Consider the following 20,179-nt stretch of genomic DNA (forward strand, 5'->3'; position numbering starts at 1 on the left):
GTCAAGGACGGAAAGGTGTTCGTGACCACCCGTTGAAGTGCGGTATTGTTCTCATGCGCGTTCGGCCAGGGGGAAACCCCAGGTCAGGCGGGTATCGGGACGTGGCGCAGCTTGGTAGCGCACTTGACTGGGGGTCAAGGGGTCGCAGGTTCAAATCCTGTCGTCCCGACTGGAGACAGTCGTAGATCAGGGCGGGTTTCGGAGTCATCCGAAACCCGCCCTGATCGTTTTTCGGGGCCTGTCCGTGACCGGCGTCCCGACAATGTGGCGTCGGCCACCGGGTAGAAGGTCGGTGCCCCCACTCGAGTGGCGAGCGGCGGCGGGTGCGCGGAGTCTGGATGAGGTGGGATCCGCGTTGTCGAGGTGATGAGTCCGTTCGTGTCTGCACGGAGGTTCCGGATGACGACCGCCGCAACACAGCCCGCTGACCTCGGGACGGTGTGGGCCCTGCCGGGCGTCTACGCCCCTCAGGCCGACACCCGTCTGCTCGCCCGGGCGCTCAGGGCGGAGGGGATCACGGCGGGCATGGACGTCCTCGACGTCTGCACCGGAAGTGGCGCGCTGGCCCTGCTGGCCGCGCGGAGAGGGGCTCGGGTGTGGGCGACCGACATCTCCTGGCGGGCGGTGATGACCGCTTGGATGAATGCGGCACGGGCCGGGCACCGTGTGCGGGTGAGGCAGGGCGATCTCACCGGACCGGTCGGCGAGCAGCGTTTCGACCTCGTGATGAGCAACCCTCCGTACATGCCCACCCCTCGCGCGCGCAGCCGGAACAGCCGGCGTTCCGAGGTCGCCTGGAACGCCGGGTACAGGGGACGGGAGACGGTCGATCGGATCTGCGCCCATGCCTATGGGGTATTGCGACCGCGCGGTGTGCTCCTTCTGGTGCAGTCCAGCCTGTGCGGTGTCGGCGCGACGCTGGCACAGCTGACCGAGGCAGGGTTGTCATGCTCGGTCATCGACCGGTCCTACGTCCCCTTCGGCCCCGTCATCACCGAGCGGCTGGCGTGGCTGCGCGCTCAAGGTCTGGTCGGCGCCGACCAGGACGAAGAGGAACTGGTGGTCATCCGTGCCACACGAGACTGAACGCCCCAGGCGGGTCCACGTCGAGCGGGACGGGCCGGTGCTGATCGAGGGGCCGGTCGAGATCGTGGGGGAGGACGGCACGATCACCACCTCGAGCCGGTTCGTCGTAGCTGTCTGTACCTGTCGGCGCAGCCGCACCTACCCGTTGTGCGACACGAGCCACCGAGGGCACAAAAGGCCCCCGGACGTCGAGCGCGGAGCACATGACGGCCGACGTGCCGGCAACGATCCGGAGGTCACCCATGACGGCGACCAGCGCTGACCGAGATCGCACCGGCCCGGCTCTGCCGGCAGCCAGGGGACCGCTCTCCGGCGGCCTGCTCACCGCACTTACCGCACCGCACCCGGCGGCTGCGCCCCTGCCCGGCACGAGTGCAGCAGCATCGGCAGATCCGTACGGGGAGGACCTGCACCTGGCCCTCTACACGCTCTACGAACTGCACTACCGCGGATTCGACGGCGTCGGGGACGACCGGGAGTGGGACCCCGCGATCATGCCGCTGCGCCACGCGCTCGAGCAACGCTTCCTCGCCGCGCTGCACGCCGATGCGCCCTCGGGCAGATGCGCGGGAGAGGTGTTCGACGATCTGCTACTGGAGTCGACCGACCACGGCGGAAGTGTCGCGCACCATCTCGAGCACGAGGGGGAGTTGTGGCAGATCAGGGAGTACGCGGCGCTGCGCTCGCTCTATCACCTCAAGGAGGCAGATCCGCATGTATGGGTCATTCCTCGCCTGAGCGGCCGGGCGAAGGCCGGCATGGCTGCCATCGAGTACGACGAATTCGGCGCCGGCCGAGCCGAGAACGTACACGCCCGGCTCTTCGCCGATCTGATGGCCGGCCTGGGGCTTGAGACGCGGTACGGCCACTATCTCGACGCGGCGCCGGCGCCGGCACTCGCCGTTGTCAACGTGATGACACTGTTCGGGCTGCACAGGGCGCTGCGGGGCGCTCTGGTCGGTCACTTCGCCTGCGTCGAGGTGACCTCGTCCCCCGGCTCGCGCCGACTGGCCGCGGCCATGCGGCGAACCGGGGCGGGCGGGGCCGCCGAGAGGTTCTACACGGAGCACGTGGAGGCGGACGCCGTGCATGAACAGGTCGTACGCCGAGAGGTGATCGCCGGCCTGCTGGCCGACGAGCCCCATCTGGATGCGGACGTGGCTTTCGGCGCGGAGGCGACGGTGTACTTGGAGGACCGGTTGGCCGCTCACGCCCTGAAGGCGTGGCGTGCAGGGGAGTCAGCGCTGCGTGACGCCTCCGGGCCCCTGACCTCTGACCTTTGACGCCGAGCGTCGTCCGCCTGCTCATCCGTTTGGCCGCCGTGTGCTCGCACCCTGTGGAGCCCCCGCATCAGATGAGACCAACGGATCCACGCCGCCTGGTGGCGGCCGACTGCGCAGAGGCACGCACACGCAATGCTGAAACTCGGGTTCCCCGTCATCGGTGTAGCCGATCTTCCCCGAGCTGTGGCCTTCCGGACCGCGGCTCCGAACCTCGTTCCCACCGAGGAGTGGCACAGCGGGACATGGCGGACCCTCAACCACGCCGACGGCTCCGGCCGGGCCCCTCGGCCTGATGCGCAGCGGCTCTGCGCCCGAGCCGCGGCCTCGCCTCCACTTGGATCTGTTCACGGATTCGGCGGAGGAACAACAGGCGGAGGTTCGACGCCTGACCTGCCTCGGCGCCAGGGTCGACGGCTGGGACCTGGATCCGGACGACCCGGACTTCGTCGTCATGGCCGACCCGGGCAGCAACGTCTTCCGTGTCGTGGATCTGAGCCACGCGCCCAGCGGTGGCCCTAGCCGAAGCCGTACTGACGGGCTTCCCGAACGCGGTCTCCGCCGCGAGGAGTAGAGCGACATGCTGCACATCGGATACACGATGATGACCGAGCAAGCCGGGCCACGTGAGCTCGTTGCCCATGTGGTGGGGGCGGAGCGGGCCGGCTTCGACTTCTCCGTCACCTCGGACCACTACTTCCCCTGGCTGGGTTCCCAGGGACACGCCCCCTATGCCTGGAGCGTGCTCGGGGCCGCAGCCCAGGCCACCGAACGCATCCCGCTGATGACCTACGTGACCTGCCCGACCAAGCGCTACCACCCGGCAGTCGTCGCTCAGAAGGCGGCCACGATGCAACTCCTCTCGCAGGGGCGCTTCCGTCTGGGACTCGGTTCCGGGGAAAACCTCAACGAACACGTCACCGGCGATGGCTGGCCTGCCGCACAGATCCGTCTCGAGATGCTGGAAGAGGCACTGGAGATCATCCGTGCCCTCCTCGCCGGGGAGAGTGTCAACCACCACGGCACTCACTTCGACGTGACGAATGCCAAACTGTGGGATCTTCCCGATTCGGCCCCGCCGATCGGCGTCGCCGTTTCCGGGGACCGCTCCTGCGAGCTCGCCGGTCACTACGCCGACCTGCTGATCGCGACCGAACCCAAGCAGGAGCTGATCACCGCCTTCGAGCGACACGGTGGCGGTGGTAAGCCCAAGGTCGCTCAGCTGCCCATCTGTTACGACACCGACCGCGAGGCGGCGATCGCACGCGCCCACGACCAGTTCCGTTGGTTCGGCGGCGGATGGCCGGTCAACTCGGAGCTGCCGTGCCCGACAGCGTTCGCCGGTGCCACGCAGTTCGTTCGGCCCGAGGACGTGGCCGAGTCCATTCCGTGTGGCGAAGACGTCGAAGCAGTCGTGGAGGCGGTACGGCCTTACGCCGAGGCCGGCTTCACCGAAGTCGCCCTCATTCAGATCGGCGGCGATCAACAAGAACCGTATCTGAGGTGGGCGGAGCGCAAGCTGCTGCCTGCTCTCCGGGAACTGTGAAGAGGTTCCGGGGCCGGCAGAAGGCAGTCCGTGGGCAGACGGGTGCAGAATGATGTGCCGCGCCCCGTGTGAGCAGCAGCTTTCCGGGAAGCGGCACTGAGGCGATTTCAACCACCTCAGCCGCCTCGGGAGTACCACGGTGACGTTCAAGGAAGACCGCGCGCAGCAAATGAGGGACGACCTCGAAGCGGCCATAGGTCACTACATGGTGGCTGTCGCGAACAAGCTTCTCGGCGAAGGCCTCCCAGTGGCCTCCATTTCCTCGTACGGCGCGTACGACGACGCCGGCCAGGACGCGTTCGGCGGGGATGTGGAGGGGAGCGTGGAGTTCGCGAGCGCTTTCAGGCGAAGACTGTTCGGCGACAGCCGGGACGCGGGCCTTCTCTGGTGTGGAGTCTCGGGGTGGTGCTTCTTCTGCATACCTGAGGAATCCGGTCAGACGCTGCTGCAATCGGCCCGCTGGATGGGGGGCGGGCTGATGCCCGACCCCGGCCGGGTTGCCGCGTTTCGCTCCGAGGTTCAGCTGGACGCGGATGACGCGGGTAGCGACGAGCGACCGTTCTATCGCGCTCCGCACAGGGCACCGGGGGCACTGCTCCAACGGCTCGCCGTCTTCGACGTCGACGACGAGACCGCGGAATCGTGGGACTACGAGAGCCGATTCGCCTGCTTGAGGAACGACGCCTATCAGAGGCGTGTCGTGAATGCGTTGACAGCGGACAAGCAGGACGTCGTCGAGGTGGCCCTGCACAGTGGTGAACTACGGGCTTTGACGGAACTTCTGGAGTACGTCGAGGGTGCGGCGCCGCGCGATGACGCACGAGAGCTGGCACGGAGGCTGTCCTCGGACCTGTCGTCGAGGGCACGGGACGGCCGGGGAAGTCTCCACGAGCACCGCGAGGCGTATACGTACGCGTGCGAAAGGCGCTAAAGGGCTGTCCCGCCGGGAATTGTGGGACAGCGACAGCCACCAGATGCTGTTCTCGATCCAGTACTGCCGGGATGCACCCCGAATCCGGTATCCGCGTCGGCGATGACGCGGAAGGACCGGAGATGCCAGTCGCCTGACGGCTTCGGTTCACGCCGGCCTCCACGTCGCTCCCGGGGCTCGGCGACAGGTCGGCACCGACCTGCCTGCGACCTCTGCGGACTTGCCGGGTGACTGCCATGCGCTCCGATGGCACCGCTCAAGATGCGCGGCGGACAGGAGTCGCGAAACTGGCTTTATGGCAGAACAACGTCGCACACACGCCGGGAACTCGAAGACGGCGACCGCTCACCGCGCCCGATCGGCGCGGGGACCGGAGCACGCGGCCCGTGCTGCCTGCAAGAGTCTGGAAGGGCTGATCGGCCACCCCGCTGAGGGCGTGTCCGCGGTCCGGCGCGAGGACGACGGTTGGTCTGTCGTGGTGGATGTCCTCGAAGTGCCACGGATTCCCGATACCACAAGCCTCCTCGCTTCCTACGAGGTGCAGCTTGACCAAGCCGGTGAACTCCTGGAATACCGCAGGGTCCGGCGCTACCGCCGTGGTGCAGCCGACGAGTGAGTCGCGCTTCGCCCCTGCTGGAAGGACGTTTCATGACCGCGACCACCTACTCGGACGAAGTAGTGGCCTGCCCGCCCCGCGCCGGCACGTTGTACGACGTGCTGGAGCTCATCCTTGACCGTGGCATGGTCATCGACGTGTTCATCCGGGTCTCGCTGGTCGGCATCGAGATCCTCAAGATCGATGCGCGCATCGTCGTCGCGAGCGTGGACACCTACCTGCGGTTCGCGGAGGCGTGCAACCGGCTCGACCTGGAGCGTGACTCCGGCAGCACCACCATCCCCGAGCTGCTCGGTGGCGGTGCGGCGAAGGCCGTGGGCAAGCGCAAGGTGCGAAGCGCCGCCGAGAACGTGGGAGACACAGTCCGCAAGGCGGTGGGCGGTGGTGACGACAAGTCCGATGAAGAGGACGAGCAGCACGAACGGCCGAAGAAGCGGCGTGCCCCGGCTCGCAGCAGCGAGAGTCGGCGACGACGCGTGGAGGCATGAGCGTGGCAGCCGACGGTGTCTACGTCTACGCGATCGTGCGGGCCGGAACGGCGCTCCCGAAGGATGTCGGCGGCGTGGGAACACCGCCCGCGGCCGTCAGGACCATCGGACAGGGCCTGCTCGACGTGGTCATCAGCGATGCGCCGCCTCAGCTGCGCGCACGCCGCCGGGATCTGCTGGCCCACCAAGAGCTTCTGATGCGCCTGGCTGACGAAGGACCGGTCATTCCCATGAGGTTCGCGATGGTCGCGCCGGACGAGCAGACGGTCCTCGCGCAGCTGGCCGCTGACGAATCCGGGTATGCCGACACTCTGGACCGGCTCGCCGGCCGCATCGAGATCAACGTCAAGGCGCTTCCCGCGCAGAACGCGCTGGCGGCACTCGTCGCCGAGGAGAAGAGCGTGCGGCAGCTCCGTGAAGCCGCGCGGCGGAACCCGGGCTACGAGGCCAGCGTACGGCTGGGCGAAGCCATCGCCGGTGCTCTCACCCGGCGGGCGGCCGCGGCAGGGCAGCGAATCCAGCGCGAGCTCGCGCCCCGGGCCCGCGCGGTGGCCGCAGGGCCCGCGGTCTCGGGGTGCGCGCTGAACTTGTCGTTCCTCGTCGACCGCACCGAGAGCGACGCCTTCCTCTCCCGCGCCCAGACCTTTGCGCAGGCTCACCGGGAACATGCGGAGATCCGGCTCGCCGGCCCGCTTCCCTGCTACAGCTTCGTCTCGTTCGGTTCCCGTCCCGTAGCCGTAGGCCGGAACTGACATGGGACTGATCACCAGCTTGCTCACGCTTCCGATCGCGCCCGTGCGCGGGGTGGTCTGGGTGGCGGAGAAGCTCAATGACGCTGCCGAGCGCGAGCTGCACGATCCCGCCGTGCTGCGCGCGCAGTTGGCGGTGCTCAACCAGGAACTCGAGTCCGGAGACATCACTCTGGAGGAGTTCGAACGTGAAGAGGAGCGGCTGCTCGAGCGGCTGCACGCCGCGCGGGTCAGCTCGGCGCAGATCGATCGAAGGTGACGTGCTCATGGAAGACCAGACGAAGTTGACCCTAGCGGTAGCAGTAGTCGGCGGCTATGTACTGGGTCGGACCAAGAAGGGGCGAGTGGCTCTCAGCGTCGCCACCTATCTGGCCGGGCGCCGATTCGGACTCGAACCGCGTCAGCTCGCCGCGGAAGGCATGCGTCGTCTCGGTGAGGTCCCCCAGGTTGCCGAGCTGCAGGAGCAGCTCCGGGGTGAGGTTCTCGAAGCGGGCCGCAAGGCCCTGACCGCAGCCGCCGACCGCAGCATGAGCACGCTGGCCGGTTCGATCAGCGAGCGCACTGCCCGCCTCCTCGAGCCGCCGAGTGATGAGCACGAGGACGAGGACGAGGACGAGTACGAGGACGAGTACGAAGACGAGTACGAGGACGAAGAGCCGGAAGAAGAGGAAGGCGACGAGCGCGAAGACGAGGGGGAACCCGCGGAGGAGGACGAGGAGTACGAGGACGAGCAGCCGGTAGACGAGGAAGAGGAAGAGGAAGAGCCCGAGGAGGAGCCCGAGGAAGAGGAAGAGCCCGAGGAGGAGCCCGAGGAAGAGGAAGAGCCCGAGGAGGAGCCCGAGGAAGAGGAAGAGCCGGAGGAGGAGCCGGAAGAGAGGCAGCCGAGGAGGCGTTCTTCCCGGCGGACTGAGTCGGGCACCGCCAAGAGAGACGGGGACAGTAAGTCGTCCCGGACCGGCAAGGCTCCCGCGAAGAAGTCCACTCCGGCCAAGAAGTCTGCGGCGAAGAAGACCGCTCCGGCCAAGAAGTCCACCCCGGCCAAGAAGTCTCCGGCCAAGAAGTCTCCGGCCAAGAAGTCTGCGGCCAAGAAGTCCACCCCGGCCAAGAAGACTGCCGCCAAGAAGTCTGCGGCGAAGAAGACCGCTCCGGCCAAGAAGTCTGCGGCCAAGAAGACCGCCCCGGCCAAGAAGGCCGCAGCCAAGAAGACGGCAACAGGCAAGTCAGCGTCGAAGCGGACCGCATCCAAGCGCACCAGTGGTCGGAGGTAGCGAGTCATGGCCAGGACGGAAAACGCAGAGCCCGAAGCGGAAGAGGCTGAAGAGGCGGAAGAGTCCGGAATGGACAAACTCCGTGGGGAGTTGTCCAACTTCCTCAGCACGCAGGTGGAGAAGCTCGCTGAGAAGGCGGGGGACAAACTGACCGATGTCACTGGTCAGCTGAACGGCGTCGCGGAGAACGGCGGCTCCTTGCCGGCCATCGGTTCTCGCATCCTCGGGGGTGAATCCCCGGTGAAGGCGTTCGTTTCGGAGAAGGCCAAGGGTGTCAAGGACAACGTCGTGGACAAAGCCAAGGAGGCGTTCGGCGGCGGTAAGGGCAAGCGCAAGGCAAGTGGCGGCAAGGTCATGAACATCATCGAGGTGCTCGATGTGGGCGTACCTCTTCGCACCGCTTATGACCACTGGACCCAGTACGACCAGTTCAGCAGTTTCGCCAAGGGCGTGCGCGACGTCTCGATGGACGAAGAGACGTCCAGCGACTGGAAGGTCAAGGTAGGGCCGTCCTCCCGCAGCTTCAAGGCGACCGTCCAGGAGCAGGTCCCCGATGAACGCATTGTCTGGACGTCCGAGGGTGCCAAGGGAACAACGCGCGGCGCGGTGAGCTTCCACGAGCTGGCGCCCTCCCTCACTCGCATCGTTCTGGTCATCGAGTACTACCCGTCCGGCTTCTTCGAGAAGACGGGCAACCTCTGGCGTGCTCAAGGGCGCCGGGTCCGGCTCGACTTCAAGCACTTCCAGCGTTACGTCACGCTCACCGAGGAGGAGCCTGAGGCGTGGCGTGGCGAGATCCGCGACGGAGAAGTCGTCGTGTCGCACGAAGACGCCATGGAAGAGGAAGAAGCCGAGAACGAGGAAGACGGGGAGGGGGAGGAGGACGAGGACAGTGAGTACGACGACGAGGATGAGGATGGCGACGAGGACGAAGAGGAATGGGACGACGAGGACGGTGAGGACGAGGACTCGCTGACGGACGAGGAAGAGGGCGGCGACGAAGAAGAAGACGAGGAAGACGAGGAAGACGAGGAAGACGAGGAAGACGAGGAAGACGAGGAAGACGAGGAAGAGGCGCCCCGCAGAAGGCGGGCCGCGCCCGCGAAGCAGCGATCGCGGAGGGCACGCAGTGACTGATCTCGACTTCCGGCAGGAGGCTTCCTATCCCGTCGCCGGGCCGCAGAACACCAACCTCGCTGACATCCTTGAGCGCGTCCTCGACAAGGGCATCGTGATCGCCGGGGACATCAAGATCGACCTCCTCGACATTGAGCTGCTCACCATTCGCCTGCGGCTCTTCGTAGCCTCCGTGGACACCGCGAAGAAAGCCGGAATCGATTGGTGGGAGACCGATCCGGCGCTCAGTTCCCATGCGGCGAGGAACGCGCTCAAGGATGAGAACCGCGAGCTGCGCGCACGGCTGGAAGCACTCGAATCCCGTACCGAAGAAGCGTCGTCGGACTCGCAATGATTCAGGGAGAGGAACGTCGGAGGCTGATGATGGAACGCAGCGGAGAGGCTTCGGAGACGAATGCCGTCTACGTGTACGCGGTCTGCCGCGCGGATGAGGAGCCGTCCCTGGGCGGCCTCACCGGAGTCAGTGGGGACGAGCCCGTTCGCTCCCTCTCCATCGGCTCGCTCACGGCGATCGTGCAGACCGTTCGGGCGGCCGACTTCACGGACGAGGTCTGGCAGGAGAGGCTGACCGACGAGAACGAACTCGAACTCTACGCGCGCGCCCACCATGAGGTCGTCTCGGCGGTCGCTGCCCGCTTTCCCACCGTCCCTCTGCCGCTGGCCACGCTGTACAACGGGGACGAAAGAGCCGGACTTGCGCTGGCCAATGAGTCGCCTCGTTTTCGTACGGCGCTGAAGCGCATCGCGCACCATGCCGAATGGGGCGTCAAGGTCTACGCGCCTGTGGCACAGAGTGCGGCCCGTCGCGCTCCGGAGGAGCGACCGGCCGAGCCGGGAGACCGGGCGCGCCCGGCACCTGGAGCGGGCCGGGCCTATCTGGAACGTAAGCGCAACCTGCAGTCACAGCGTGAGCAGAGGCAGGCGGATTCCCTGCGCGTCGCGGATGCCGTGGATGCGGACGTGAGCCGCATTGCCGCGGCATCGCGCCGGCTTCGCCCGCACGGCAGCGGAGCCGCCGGCGGCCAAAGGGTTCAGGTGCTGAACGCGACCTATCTGGTCGCCGAACATCGGGCCGCCGAGTTGGCTCTGCTGGCCGCGGGCTTGCGGGAACGGACCGGTGCGGAGATCGAGGTCTCCGGCCCCTGGGTGCCCTACTCCTTCGTGGGCGAGGTGTAGGCCGTGACGCGGGAAGCGGTTCCGTGGGACAGCCCTGGCGCCCTGAGCGGCCCGATCGGAGTGCCGCTGGTCGATCTGCTGGACAGGGTCCTGGCGACCGGGGTTGTCGTGAGCGGTGACCTGGTCATCGCTATCGCCGACGTCCCGCTCGTTCGTGTCTCGTTGCATGCGCTGCTGTCGTCGGTCAATGAGCGTGTTCCTGCGCCCTGGGCCGACAGCGGGCCGCTGTGACGACCTCACGAGTGGACCTGGACTCCCAGCAGATGGGGCGAGATCTGGTCACCCTGGTACTCACTGTGGTCGAGCTCCTCCGGCAGTTGATGGAGCGACAAGCCCTGCGGCGCATCGACGAGGGGGACCTGACCGATGACCAGACCGATGAGATCGGCACGACCCTGATGATGCTGGATCAGCGCATGGGGGAGCTCTGTGAGCAGCACGGTGTACGCCCGGAGGACCTCAACCTCGACCTCGGCCCCCTGGGCTCCCTGTTGCCCCGGAACTGATGGACGGGACCCGGCCGGCCCTCTCACGGACGCGCTGCGCATTCAGGTACTCGAATGGCGGATGCCCGGATCTCGGAGGAGTGTGGAAGAGGGGCACGGGCGGCGGAAGACATCCGCCGATTCCGGTTCGGCCCCCCGGAGAACACTCGCTGCGAGGTGCTCATGGCGACGAACGGTAGCGGAAGCGGAACGGCACTTGGGAACGACGAGACGGGCGGTACCCGGGGGACGACGGTCATCGCGGATTCTGTCGTCGCGACGATCGCAGGTATAGCGGTACGTGAGACCGACGGGATCTATTCTCTCGGCGGGGGAGCCACCCGGGCAGTGGGAGCGATGAAGGACAAGGTGTCCCGCTCCAATGACCCAGGCCGTGGCGTGAAGGTCGAGGTGGGGGAGAGGCAGACCGCCATCGACGTCGACATCGTGGTGGAGTACGGCACCTTGATCCTGGAGGCCGCGAAGAAGATACGCATCCATGTCACTGATGCCGTCGAGACGATGACCGGGTTGGAAGTCGTCGAGATCAATATCAAGGTTCTCGACGTCCATGTACCCGGCGCGGACGACGGTGACGAGGAGAAGGAGGCACCGGAGAAGGCCCGCCGTGTTCAGTGACGAGAGCTTACGGCCGACGTGGGCAAGGCACACGTGAGACGTCGTGACGCGTTCAGAACATGGAGTCTCCTGCGGGCTCCCTTGAGCGTCGACCGCCGTGTACACCTGTACACGCGGCACGCCAGAGCCAGGGGGCGCTTCGGAGATACTCCGGACGCCCCCTGGCTCTGCCGCAGTCATGCCGCTGCCCTCACGCCTCACGACGAAAGCGCGGCAGTGGACAACTTGAGACGCTACCAATAGTGCCGACGGCCTCCTACCGCGTGACCGACAGAACCCAGGACCCAGAGAATGACGCCGATGACGGCGAGAATTATTCCGATGGTCCATAGGATGGATACGCCTGCAATCAATCCGATGACCAGCAGAATGACGCCGAGGACGATCATGGCCCCTCCAAAGGGAGGAAGTGATGTGTTCATTATGCGTCGTCCGTAATTTCCTGGCAATTGACACCGGAATTTGGTATAGGGCTGCTGGAGTTTCCCGCGACTCGGCCTGGACGCCGTATCTCAGGGCGATTCGCCGTAGCTGTCGTCGGGCGCCCGCCAGGGATCACGGGACAGCCCTTGGGTCAGTGCCGACACGAAAGGACCCGCATGACGCGCGCTGCTCTGTTTGATGTGGACGGAACTCTCGTCGACACCAACTATCTTCACGTAACCGCGTGGTGGGAGGCGTTTCGGCAGGCGGGCCACAGGGTGTCGATGCCCGCGGTGCACAAGGCCATCGGACTCGGCTCCGGTGACCTCGTCGAGCATCTTCTGGGGCGCGACCGGGACCAGGAGCAGGATGCGCGGATCGAGGCAGCTCACTCGGCTCTGTATGCCACGTACTTCGATCGGCTGCCCCCGCTGGAGGGGGCGGCCGATCTGTTGCGTGCCCTGTCCGCGCAGGGTTGGACCGTGGTTCTGGTCACGTCCGCGTCCGGTCCCGAGCTCAAGGCTCTACGGCGAGCGCTCGACGCCGACGACGTCATCGCCCACACGGCGAGTTCCGACGACGTGGACGAGGGGAAACCGGCGCCGGAGCCGATCCTGCACGCAATGGAACTGGTCGGTGCGACCAGCGACGAGACCGTGTATGTGGGCGATTCCGTTTGGGACATGAGGGCGGCAACCAGGGCGTCAGTGGCCGCAGTGGGTCTGCTCTCGGGCGGAATCCCTCGGGCGGATCTGGAGACCGCCGGGGCGGTGGAGGTCTACCGCTCCCCGGCGGACCTTCTGGCCCACCTCGACTCCGGCATCATCGCGGGCATCGGCGCGGGCCGCTGAGGCCCGGCCGGCGAGCCGGCCACGGTGCGCCGGGACGAGGGGCGTGCGACAAGGTCGCGATCAGTTCACTGCGCAGCGATCGGATGCGACCCGCACGTGCGGGCCGAAGGGCTGTCACGGCGCAGGAGCCGGGCCGGCGAGGGGCGGCGAGTGCCGAGTCGGTAGCCGGCGGGCGCCAGGGCGGGCCTGGGTATCGCGGTCTCCGTGATCGCTGTCCTGGCGTTCTTCGGCATCACGAGTTTCGATGACCTGTTGAACGACAAGGACTCTGCCCGGCGGTCCAAAGCCTGCGTCCTGGCGGTCGCTGCTCGCAATGTCCAGACGATCACTGTGACGTCAGAGGAACGGCAAGCGGCTGCTCTGGCGTATGCCGAGAGGTTGCTCACGGCTGCGGAGGCAACCGATGGGCCGGAGCTCCTTGGCAGGTTGCGCGAGTCGGCATACGCCCGCCAGGGCGGGGCGGCCATGCTGCGCAGAGAACAGAACGGCGCAGCAGCGCTGGAGAAGGTGCACGAGGCCGAGCGAAAGCGGACAGCACTCTGCAAAGTCCGCTATTCGAACTGAGATTGGGTGTTCGCCGCACCGCTGAAGTGCCTGACGAGTCGAGTGCGGTCGCCGCGTGTGGCGGGTGCGGGCGGGCCGCAAGAAGTTTCACGGCAGTGAAAGTTCTCCGCAGCGAGGTCCCATCGCCGCAGCTACGTGACCTCCTGGCTGGACTAGACCATGGAGGCGAGGGCGTGCCCCCTTTACGCGGGGAGCGGGCTCGTGCGTCACTCATGGCGTGTCCCCGCCAAGTCGTTCCGCTGATCCGGAATGACCTGGCTCTCCATGACTCCGTAACTCCGTCGCGGCGATATCGATGGGCGCCCCCATCCTGCTACGCGAGTAGACCCATCGGCCGCACCCCACCAGGAGGATTGCCTTGTTATCTCGAATCCACAGCCCCAGACCCGCCCTGCGTACGTGGGCGGTGGCCGGAGCGCTCGGCCTGATCACCGCGCTCGTCCCGCTCGCCTCGGCGGGTACGGCGGCGGCGCAGCCGGTCCCCGCGGGCCGCACCATTCCGCTCGGCGACGGCTATATGGGCGCCGGCTACCTCGCGGACGGCCAGGGCTTCGCAGCGGACACGCGGCAGACCGGAGCCGAAGCCGGGGGTGACGTCTCCACACAGGCGACCCAGATCCCGGGCATCGACGTCTCGCACTACCAAGGCACGATCAACTGGGCGTCGGTGAGGGCGGCCGGCATACAGTTCGCCTACATCAAGGCCACGGAGTCCACCACCTACAAGGACCCCAACTTCAGCGCCAACTACCTTCACGCGTACAACGCCCAGGTGATCCGGGGCGCCTATCACTTCGCGCGCCCCAACCTCTCCAGCGGCGCCTCGCAGGCCGGCTACTTCGCGAGCAACGGCGGCGCCTGGTCGCGGGACAATCTGACGCTCCCCGGAATGCTCGACCTCGAAGGCGGCTGCTACGGCAAGTCCGCCTCGGCCATGCAGGCGTGGATCCTGGACTTCTACAACACGTACAAGGCGAGGACCGGCCGGGACGTCGTCATCTACACCAGCGCGAGCTGGTGGAACTCCTGCACCGGCGGGTGGAGCGGCATGTCCGCCCGCAGTCCTCTCTTTGCGGCGCACTGGACCAGCGCCTCCGCCCCGTCGATCCCGGCGGGCTTCCCGTACTGGACCTTCTGGCAGTACACCGACTCCGGTTCGGTGAGCGGCATCTCGGGCGCCGTGGACCGCGACCGGTTCAGCGGTGACCGAAGCCGCCTGCTGGCCCTGGCCAACAACACCCCCTGACGGGAAGGGGCTTCGATCCGGCACGCGCGCGTGTGACGGGTGTCGCGGTTCGTCCGCGACACCCGTCGAGCCGTAACGCCTCGCGCTGCCTCACGCGTCGGATCCCACCGGGTCCATCCGCTCACGGCAGCTCGGGCCTCAGTGCCGTGGAAGTGCTGCCGTACCGGCCTGCGGAACATTCCGTGCAGCGCCAGGTGCCGCGCGACCGCCTCGGTCAGGGGGAACCCTGTCGTTCCGGCGAGGTCGAGCTGCCGTTCGTCCGCGTTCAGGCCCCCTCGCGGCCGCCCGCCAGCTCCCCGAGCAGTTCCCACGTCCGGCGCCGGTCCGCCTCCCCGGCCAGGTCCGTCCCCGAGAACACCACCTCGGTCGCCCCCGCGTCCCGGTACCGCCGGACCTCGGCGGCCACCGTCTTCTCGTCGCCGATCACGGCCACGTCGCCCGCTCGTGCGGCGCCGGAGAGCTCCACGACGCGCGCGTACGAGGGGAACTGTTCGTAGAACGCGAGCTGCTCGGTGGCCGTCTCGCGCGCGCTGTCGGGGTCGCCGGTCACCACTCCGTGCACCAGCGCCACGATCCGGGGCGCGGGGCGGCCCGCGGCCTCGGCGGCGGCGTGGACGGCCGGGACGATGTGCTCGGCCAAGGCCCGGGGGCCCGCGAGGTAGGGCAGGATCCCGTCCGCCAGCTCGCCGCTGACCCGGAGGGCCTGCGGGCCCATCGCGGCCACGAGCAGGGGGACGCCGCCCTCGGCCCCGGGAACGCGGGCGGGGAGCGGGGTGGACGCGGTGATCAGCTCGCCGTGGAAGTCGGCACTGCCCGTCTCGGTGAGCTGGCGCAGCGCGGTGAGGAACTCGCGAAGGCGGGCGATCGGGCGCTCGTAGGGGATGCCGAAGCCGGCCTCGGTCAGTGGCTTCGTGCCGAGGGCGAGCCCGAGGTGATAGCGGCCGTGGGTGGCCGCCTGTGCCGTCTGGGCCTGGCTGGAGACGATCAGCGGGTGGCGTCCGAAGACGGGGATCGCGGACGTTCCCACCTGCAGCTCCGGCACCTCGCGCCCGACGATCGCCGCCAGCTGCGGGGAATCGGCACCGAAGGTCTGCCCGAACCAGGCGGACCGCAGCCCGGCGGCGGCGGCCTCCCGGGCGAGCTGCACGGTGGCGTCGATCTGGTTGGCGGATCCGGTCGCGCTGAGCGCTACTCCTACAGTCATGTCAGGGAAAACCAAAGGCAGTTGGATGCGCATTCCGGCTCCCGCATGACAGCTTCGTGTCCGCTGTGTGAACCCGTTCGAGCCGCTTGTGGGCTGGTGCGGTCCGCACCCCTCCATGACCTCCGGTGGCACCGTTTGAATGATCAAAAGAGCGACGGGTTACCATATGAGCGCCGCCTAGCTCGAAAGATAAACCTGTGACTGTCAATGACGACTCGTTCACCAACTGGATGCACCGCGAGGAGATCGCGGAGTCGATGATCCCGATCATCGGGAAGCTGCACCGCGAGAGGGACGTCACCGTCCTTCTGCACAGCCGCTCCCTGGTGAACAAGTCGGTGGTGAGCATCCTCAAGACCCATCGATTCGCCCGGCAGATCGACGGCGAGGAGCTCTCGGTCACCGAGACCCTGCCGTTCCTCCAGGCCCTCACCACGCTCGATCTCGGCCCCTCCCAGATCGACATCGGCATGCTCGCCGCGACGTACAAGGCCGATGACCGCGGTCTTTCCGAGGCGGAGTTCACCGCCGGTGCCGTCGCCGGCGCCACGGGTGCCAACAAGATCGAGCGCCGCGAGTCGCGCGACGTCGTGCTGTACGGCTTCGGCCGCATCGGCCGGCTGCTGGCCCGGCTGCTCATCGAGAAGGCCGGCTCCGGCAACGGTCTGCGACTGCGTGCCATCGTCGTCCGCAAGGGGGCGGGCCAGGACATCGTCAAGCGCGCCTCGCTGCTGCGGCGCGACTCCATCCATGGTCAGTTCCAGGGCACGATCACCGTCGACGAGGCGAACAACAAGATCATCGCCAATGGCAACGAGATCCAGGTGATCTACTCCGACGACCCGACGTCGGTGGACTACACGGCGTACGGCATCAACGACGCCATCCTGATCGACAACACCGGCAAGTGGCGCGACCGCGAGGGCCTCTCGAACCACCTGCGCCCGGGTGTCGCCAAGGTCGTCCTGACCGCGCCGGGCAAGGGCGACGTCCTCAACGTCGTGCACGGCGTCAACCACGAGATGATCAAGCCGGACGAGCAGATCATCTCGTGCGCCTCCTGCACCACGAACGCGATCGTCCCGCCGCTCAAGGCCATGGCGGACGAGTACGGCGTCCTGCGCGGGCACGTGGAGACCATCCACTCGTTCACCAACGACCAGAACCTGCTGGACAATTACCACAACTCCGACCGCCGAGGCCGCTCCGCGCCGCTCAACATGGTCATCACCGAGACCGGCGCCGCCTCCGCCGTCGCCAAGGCGCTTCCCGACCTCGAGGCGACGATCACGGGCAGTTCCATCCGGGTGCCGGTGCCGGACGTCTCGATAGCCATCCTCAGCCTGAAACTCGGTCGCGAGACCACGCGGGAGGAGGTCCTGGACCACCTCCGCGACGTGTCGCTGACCTCGCCGCTCAAGCGGCAGATCGACTTCACGACCGCTCCCGACGCGGTGTCGAGCGACTTCATCGGCTCGCGCCACGCCTCCATCGTCGACGCGGGCCCCACCCAGGTCGACGGCGACAACGCGATCCTCTACCTCTGGTACGACAACGAGTTCGGCTACTCCTGCCAGGTCATCCGGGTCGTGCAGCACGTCTCCGGGGTGGAGTACCCGACGTACCCCGTGCCCGTTCACTGATCCACCAGTCGCCTGAAGCCACGGGGGCCGGTCCCACCCACTGACGGGTGGGGCCGGCCCCCGTGCGCTAGCGGGCCGACGTCGCGCCGGACATCGATGCGGGTGCAGGTGTGTAGCCGGTGGCCCGGGTGGTGAACGTCCCCCGGCCCTGCGTCCGGCTGCGCAGCCGCGTCGCGTAGCCGAACAGCTCGGCCAGCGGCACGGTCGCGGTGATCACCGCCGCGCCGGCCCGCGCGGTGGAGCCGGACACCCGGCCGCGCCGTGCGGCCAGATCACCGAGCACCCCGCCGACGGCGTCGTCGGGCACGGTCGCCGTGAGTTCGACGACCGGTTCCAGCAGCACCATCGCACAGGTGCGCAGCGCCTCGCGCAGCGCGAACCGTCCGGCGGTACGGAACGCCATCTCCGAGGAGTCCTTCGGATGAGTGGCGCCATCGGTCAGCGTCACCCGCACCCCGGTCACCGGATGCCCGCCGATGGGACCCTCCACCAGCGCGTCCCGGCAGCCGGCCTCGACCGCCCGGATGTACTCCTGCGGCACCCGGCCGCCGACGACGGCCGAGCGGAACACGAACTCCACCGCTCCCGTGCCGCTGTCGCCCTCCGGGTCCTCCCACGGCTCGACGTCGATGACGACATGGGCGAACTGCCCGGCCCCGCCGTCCTGTTTGACATGCCGGTAGACCAGGCCGGACACACCGCGGGCGACCGTCTCCCGGTAAGCGACCTGTGGCCGGCCGACCCGGACGTCCAGGCCGTGGGCGCGACGGATCTTCTCCGCCGCCACCTCCAGATGCAGCTCGCCCATGCCCGAGAGCACCGTCTGGCCCGTCTCGGAGTCCGTCCGTACCGCGAGCGACGGATCCTCCTCGACCAGCCGTACGAGCGCCGCCATCAGCCGCTCCGTGTCGGTGCTCCGCCGGGCCTCGACCGCTACCGAGACGACCGGATCGGCCACCGTCGGCGGTTCGAGGACCAGTGGGGCGTCCGGCGCGCACAGGGTGGCGCCGGCCCGGGCTGCCTTGGGGCCGATGACCGCGACGATGTCCCCGGCCACCGCCGTGTCGACGTCGACATGCCGGTCCGCCTGTACCCGCAGGATCCGGCCGATGCGTTCGCTGCGTCGCGCGCCTACGTCAAGCACTGTTTCCCCCTTCCTGACCGTTCCCGAATACACCCGCAGATAGGTCAGCCGGCCGGTCGCCGTCGCGTTGACCTTGAACGCGAGCGCGGCGAACGGCGCCGCCGGATCGGCGGCCCGCTCCTGCACCGCATCGCCGAGCATGCCGCGCACGGGCGGCACGTCGAGCGGGGAGGGCAGATAGGCCACGACGGCCTCCAGTAGCGGCTCGACACCGCGGTTGCGGTAGGCCGAACCGCAGAGCACCACGACACCCTCGCCGGTACGGGTCAGATCGCGCAGCGCCCCGGCCAGCGTCCGCTCGGAGAGCTCCGACTGCGCGCAGAACTCCTCCAGCGCGGCCGGATGGAGCTCCGCCACCGTCTCCTCCAGCAGCCGTCGGCGCCGCCGTGCCTCGTCCCGCAACTCATCGGGGACCTCCCCTTCCTCGTACGTGTCGCGGCCATCGGCCCAGACAAGTGCCCGCATGCGCAGCAGATCGACCACTCCGCCGAACTGTTCCTCCCGGCCGATCGGCATCTGCACCACGAGCGGAATCACGTGCAGCCGTTCCCGGATCGACGCGACCGCCGTGTCGAGGTCGGCGCCTGCCCGGTCGAGCTTGTTGACGAACGCGATGCGCGGCACGGCGTGCCGGTCGGCCTGGCGCCACACGGACTCGCTCTGCGGTTCCACTCCGGCGACCGCGTCGAACACGGCGATCGCACCGTCGAGCACCCGCAGCGAACGCTCGACCTCGTCGGCGAAGTCGACGTGCCCGGGGGTGTCGATCAGGTTGATCCGGTGGCCCGCCCAGGTGCAGCTCACGGCCGCGGCGAAGATGGTGATGCCGCGGTCGCGTTCCTGGGAGTCGAAGTCGGTGATGGTGGTCCCGTCGTGGACCTCGCCGCGCTTGTGGGTGGTGCCGGTGGTGTAGAGGATCCGCTCGGTGACGGTGGTCTTGCCGGCGTCGACGTGGGCGAGGATGCCCAGATTGCGAACGTCGGTCAGTGCACTGGTGAGTTGACGGTGCAGTTCGGTACGCACGTCCGTGGCCTTTCGGGTGATCCGGAAGAAGACGGCGCGATGCCCGGACGAAGCGGCCCGTTCATGGGCGCGGCGGAACCCTCGGCGTCCATCGGCGTGGTGCACGGGGACGGTCCGTCAGGAAGCGGACAGGGTTCAGGCGTTCGTCGCGGATGTCCGGGGCCGGCCGCGCAGCCGGCGCCGGGCGGAGGTAGACACCAGGATCACCTCGTACCGCGACAGGGGAACGACGACAGCGGTGCGGTAGCGCACGACAGGTCTCCCCTCGATGGTCACGGTGCGCGCGCCGCGTCGGAGAGCCGGCGCGCGATTTCGTGGTGAGTCTAGGGAAGCGGCCCGGCCGGGGGAACCGGTTTTCCGGGCCGTGGCGACGCTGTGGCCGACCAGGGACGCATTCGTGCCGATCGGAGTGCAACCATGCGGCGTCCTCGGCTGTCACCCCTACGATCGCCGAGTGCCGAGGGGGAGCGCATGGGAGCTGTCCGGATGCTGTTGCCGGTGCTGCGTCCGGCCGTCGGCCGCGACGGACACCGGCCGGGCGGGAGGCTGCTCGTGGTCGCGCTGCTCCGCTGTTCGTCGCCCCACTGGGTGTTCGTGCGTCCGCAGCCGCTGGAGCGCCGGATCGCCTGGGGCGCCGAGGCCGTGGCCCTGTGCCGGGCCGCGATGCTCCGCGAGCGCCC

Annotated in this window: 23 protein-coding genes, 1 tRNA gene and 1 pseudogene; 22 read left to right on the plus strand and 3 right to left on the minus strand. The window is 68.0% G+C overall.

Features of this window, described 5'->3' with window-relative positions; translation table 11 throughout:
• Positions 1 to 95: 95 nt before the first annotated feature.
• The 18 genes and pseudogenes from SH922_RS36455 to SH922_RS36540 all read left to right on the plus strand — a co-directional run bounded on the left by SH922_RS36455 (position 96) and on the right by SH922_RS36540 (position 11,401).
• Positions 96 to 169: transfer RNA gene (locus SH922_RS36455), tRNA-Pro, on the plus strand.
• A 230-nt stretch (positions 170 to 399) separates the two neighbouring features.
• Positions 400 to 1,086 (plus strand): HemK2/MTQ2 family protein methyltransferase, encoded by a 687-nt coding sequence (locus SH922_RS36460; protein ID WP_393062813.1) that lies wholly within the window; start codon positions 400 to 402, stop codon positions 1,084 to 1,086.
• Positions 1,070 to 1,348: a CDGSH iron-sulfur domain-containing protein gene (locus SH922_RS36465; RefSeq protein WP_393062814.1), complete on the plus strand. Its 279-nt coding sequence runs from the start codon at positions 1,070 to 1,072 to the stop codon at positions 1,346 to 1,348. Before SH922_RS36460 ends, SH922_RS36465 begins: the two co-directional genes overlap by 17 nt.
• Positions 1,329 to 2,369 (plus strand): iron-containing redox enzyme family protein, encoded by a 1,041-nt coding sequence (locus SH922_RS36470; RefSeq protein WP_393062815.1) that lies wholly within the window; start codon positions 1,329 to 1,331, stop codon positions 2,367 to 2,369. The genes SH922_RS36465 and SH922_RS36470 overlap by 20 nt, the downstream gene beginning before the upstream one ends.
• A gap of 132 nt (positions 2,370 to 2,501) precedes the next feature.
• Positions 2,502 to 2,940: pseudogene (locus SH922_RS36475) on the plus strand (VOC family protein).
• A gap of 6 nt (positions 2,941 to 2,946) precedes the next feature.
• The gene (locus tag SH922_RS36480; protein ID WP_393062816.1) at positions 2,947 to 3,912 is read left to right on the plus strand and encodes an LLM class F420-dependent oxidoreductase; all 966 of its coding nucleotides are present in this window, start codon (positions 2,947 to 2,949) and stop codon (positions 3,910 to 3,912) included.
• 139 nt (positions 3,913 to 4,051) lie between these two features.
• Positions 4,052 to 4,843 carry a hypothetical protein gene (locus SH922_RS36485; RefSeq protein ID WP_393062817.1) on the plus strand — a complete coding sequence of 264 codons (792 nt, stop codon included), beginning with the start codon at positions 4,052 to 4,054 and terminating at the stop codon, positions 4,841 to 4,843.
• A gap of 295 nt (positions 4,844 to 5,138) precedes the next feature.
• A complete protein-coding gene (locus SH922_RS36490; RefSeq protein WP_393062818.1) occupies positions 5,139 to 5,459 on the plus strand; it encodes a gas vesicle protein in 321 nt (106 codons plus the stop codon).
• 32 nt (positions 5,460 to 5,491) lie between these two features.
• On the plus strand, positions 5,492 to 5,947 hold the full coding sequence (locus tag SH922_RS36495) for a gas vesicle structural protein GvpA (RefSeq protein WP_393062819.1): 456 nt from the start codon (positions 5,492 to 5,494) through the stop codon (positions 5,945 to 5,947).
• Positions 5,948 to 5,949: 2 nt separating this feature from the next.
• A complete protein-coding gene (locus SH922_RS36500; RefSeq protein ID WP_393063794.1) occupies positions 5,950 to 6,699 on the plus strand; it encodes a GvpL/GvpF family gas vesicle protein in 750 nt (249 codons plus the stop codon).
• A gap of 1 nt (position 6,700) precedes the next feature.
• Entirely contained in the window at positions 6,701 to 6,955 is a 255-nt protein-coding gene (locus tag SH922_RS36505; protein ID WP_393062820.1) for a gas vesicle protein GvpG, read from the plus strand.
• A gap of 7 nt (positions 6,956 to 6,962) precedes the next feature.
• A complete protein-coding gene (locus SH922_RS36510) occupies positions 6,963 to 7,964 on the plus strand; it encodes a histone protein (RefSeq protein ID WP_393062821.1) in 1,002 nt (333 codons plus the stop codon).
• A 6-nt stretch (positions 7,965 to 7,970) separates the two neighbouring features.
• Complete coding sequence (locus SH922_RS36515; protein WP_393062822.1) at positions 7,971 to 9,101, plus strand: SRPBCC family protein; 1,131 nt, start codon at positions 7,971 to 7,973, stop codon at positions 9,099 to 9,101.
• On the plus strand, positions 9,094 to 9,435 hold the full coding sequence (locus tag SH922_RS36520) for a gas vesicle protein (protein WP_393062823.1): 342 nt from the start codon (positions 9,094 to 9,096) through the stop codon (positions 9,433 to 9,435). Before SH922_RS36515 ends, SH922_RS36520 begins: the two co-directional genes overlap by 8 nt.
• A 26-nt stretch (positions 9,436 to 9,461) precedes the next feature.
• Positions 9,462 to 10,277, plus strand: coding sequence for a GvpL/GvpF family gas vesicle protein (locus SH922_RS36525; protein WP_393062824.1), 816 nt, complete (start codon positions 9,462 to 9,464; stop codon positions 10,275 to 10,277).
• A 3-nt stretch (positions 10,278 to 10,280) separates the two neighbouring features.
• On the plus strand, positions 10,281 to 10,508 hold the full coding sequence (locus SH922_RS36530; protein WP_393062825.1) for a gas vesicle protein: 228 nt from the start codon (positions 10,281 to 10,283) through the stop codon (positions 10,506 to 10,508).
• On the plus strand, positions 10,505 to 10,783 hold the full coding sequence (locus SH922_RS36535; RefSeq protein ID WP_393062826.1) for a gas vesicle protein K: 279 nt from the start codon (positions 10,505 to 10,507) through the stop codon (positions 10,781 to 10,783). Before SH922_RS36530 ends, SH922_RS36535 begins: the two co-directional genes overlap by 4 nt.
• A 162-nt stretch (positions 10,784 to 10,945) precedes the next feature.
• A complete protein-coding gene (locus SH922_RS36540; protein WP_393062827.1) occupies positions 10,946 to 11,401 on the plus strand; it encodes an Asp23/Gls24 family envelope stress response protein in 456 nt (151 codons plus the stop codon).
• A 233-nt stretch (positions 11,402 to 11,634) separates the two neighbouring features.
• Here the strand turns inward: SH922_RS36540 and SH922_RS36545 are convergent, their stop codons facing one another.
• Positions 11,635 to 11,790 (minus strand): DUF6131 family protein, encoded by a 156-nt coding sequence (locus SH922_RS36545; protein ID WP_393062828.1) that lies wholly within the window; start codon positions 11,788 to 11,790, stop codon positions 11,635 to 11,637.
• Positions 11,791 to 12,000: 210 nt separating this feature from the next.
• Between SH922_RS36545 and SH922_RS36550 the strand changes: the two genes are divergently transcribed.
• From SH922_RS36550 to SH922_RS36560, 3 genes are all read left to right on the plus strand, one after another.
• Positions 12,001 to 12,675: an HAD family hydrolase gene (locus SH922_RS36550; protein ID WP_393062829.1), complete on the plus strand. Its 675-nt coding sequence runs from the start codon at positions 12,001 to 12,003 to the stop codon at positions 12,673 to 12,675.
• Positions 12,676 to 12,879: 204 nt separating this feature from the next.
• On the plus strand, positions 12,880 to 13,239 hold the full coding sequence (locus SH922_RS36555; protein WP_393062830.1) for a hypothetical protein: 360 nt from the start codon (positions 12,880 to 12,882) through the stop codon (positions 13,237 to 13,239).
• A gap of 358 nt (positions 13,240 to 13,597) precedes the next feature.
• Positions 13,598 to 14,485: a GH25 family lysozyme gene (locus SH922_RS36560; RefSeq protein ID WP_393062831.1), complete on the plus strand. Its 888-nt coding sequence runs from the start codon at positions 13,598 to 13,600 to the stop codon at positions 14,483 to 14,485.
• Positions 14,486 to 14,750: 265 nt separating this feature from the next.
• Here the strand turns inward: SH922_RS36560 and SH922_RS36565 are convergent, their stop codons facing one another.
• Entirely contained in the window at positions 14,751 to 15,689 is a 939-nt protein-coding gene (locus SH922_RS36565) for an LLM class F420-dependent oxidoreductase (protein ID WP_393062832.1), read from the minus strand.
• Between the two features lie 197 nt (positions 15,690 to 15,886).
• Between SH922_RS36565 and SH922_RS36570 the strand changes: the two genes are divergently transcribed.
• The gene (locus tag SH922_RS36570; RefSeq protein ID WP_393062833.1) at positions 15,887 to 17,332 is read left to right on the plus strand and encodes a glyceraldehyde-3-phosphate dehydrogenase; all 1,446 of its coding nucleotides are present in this window, start codon (positions 15,887 to 15,889) and stop codon (positions 17,330 to 17,332) included.
• A 67-nt stretch (positions 17,333 to 17,399) separates the two neighbouring features.
• Here the strand turns inward: SH922_RS36570 and fusA are convergent, their stop codons facing one another.
• A complete protein-coding gene (gene fusA, locus SH922_RS36575) occupies positions 17,400 to 19,499 on the minus strand; it encodes an elongation factor G (RefSeq protein WP_393063795.1) in 2,100 nt (699 codons plus the stop codon).
• Between the last annotated feature and the right edge of the window lie 680 nt (positions 19,500 to 20,179).

It is taken from the genome of Streptomyces sp. LN549, from assembly GCF_043203805.1.
Taxonomy (GTDB): domain Bacteria; phylum Actinomycetota; class Actinomycetes; order Streptomycetales; family Streptomycetaceae; genus Streptomyces.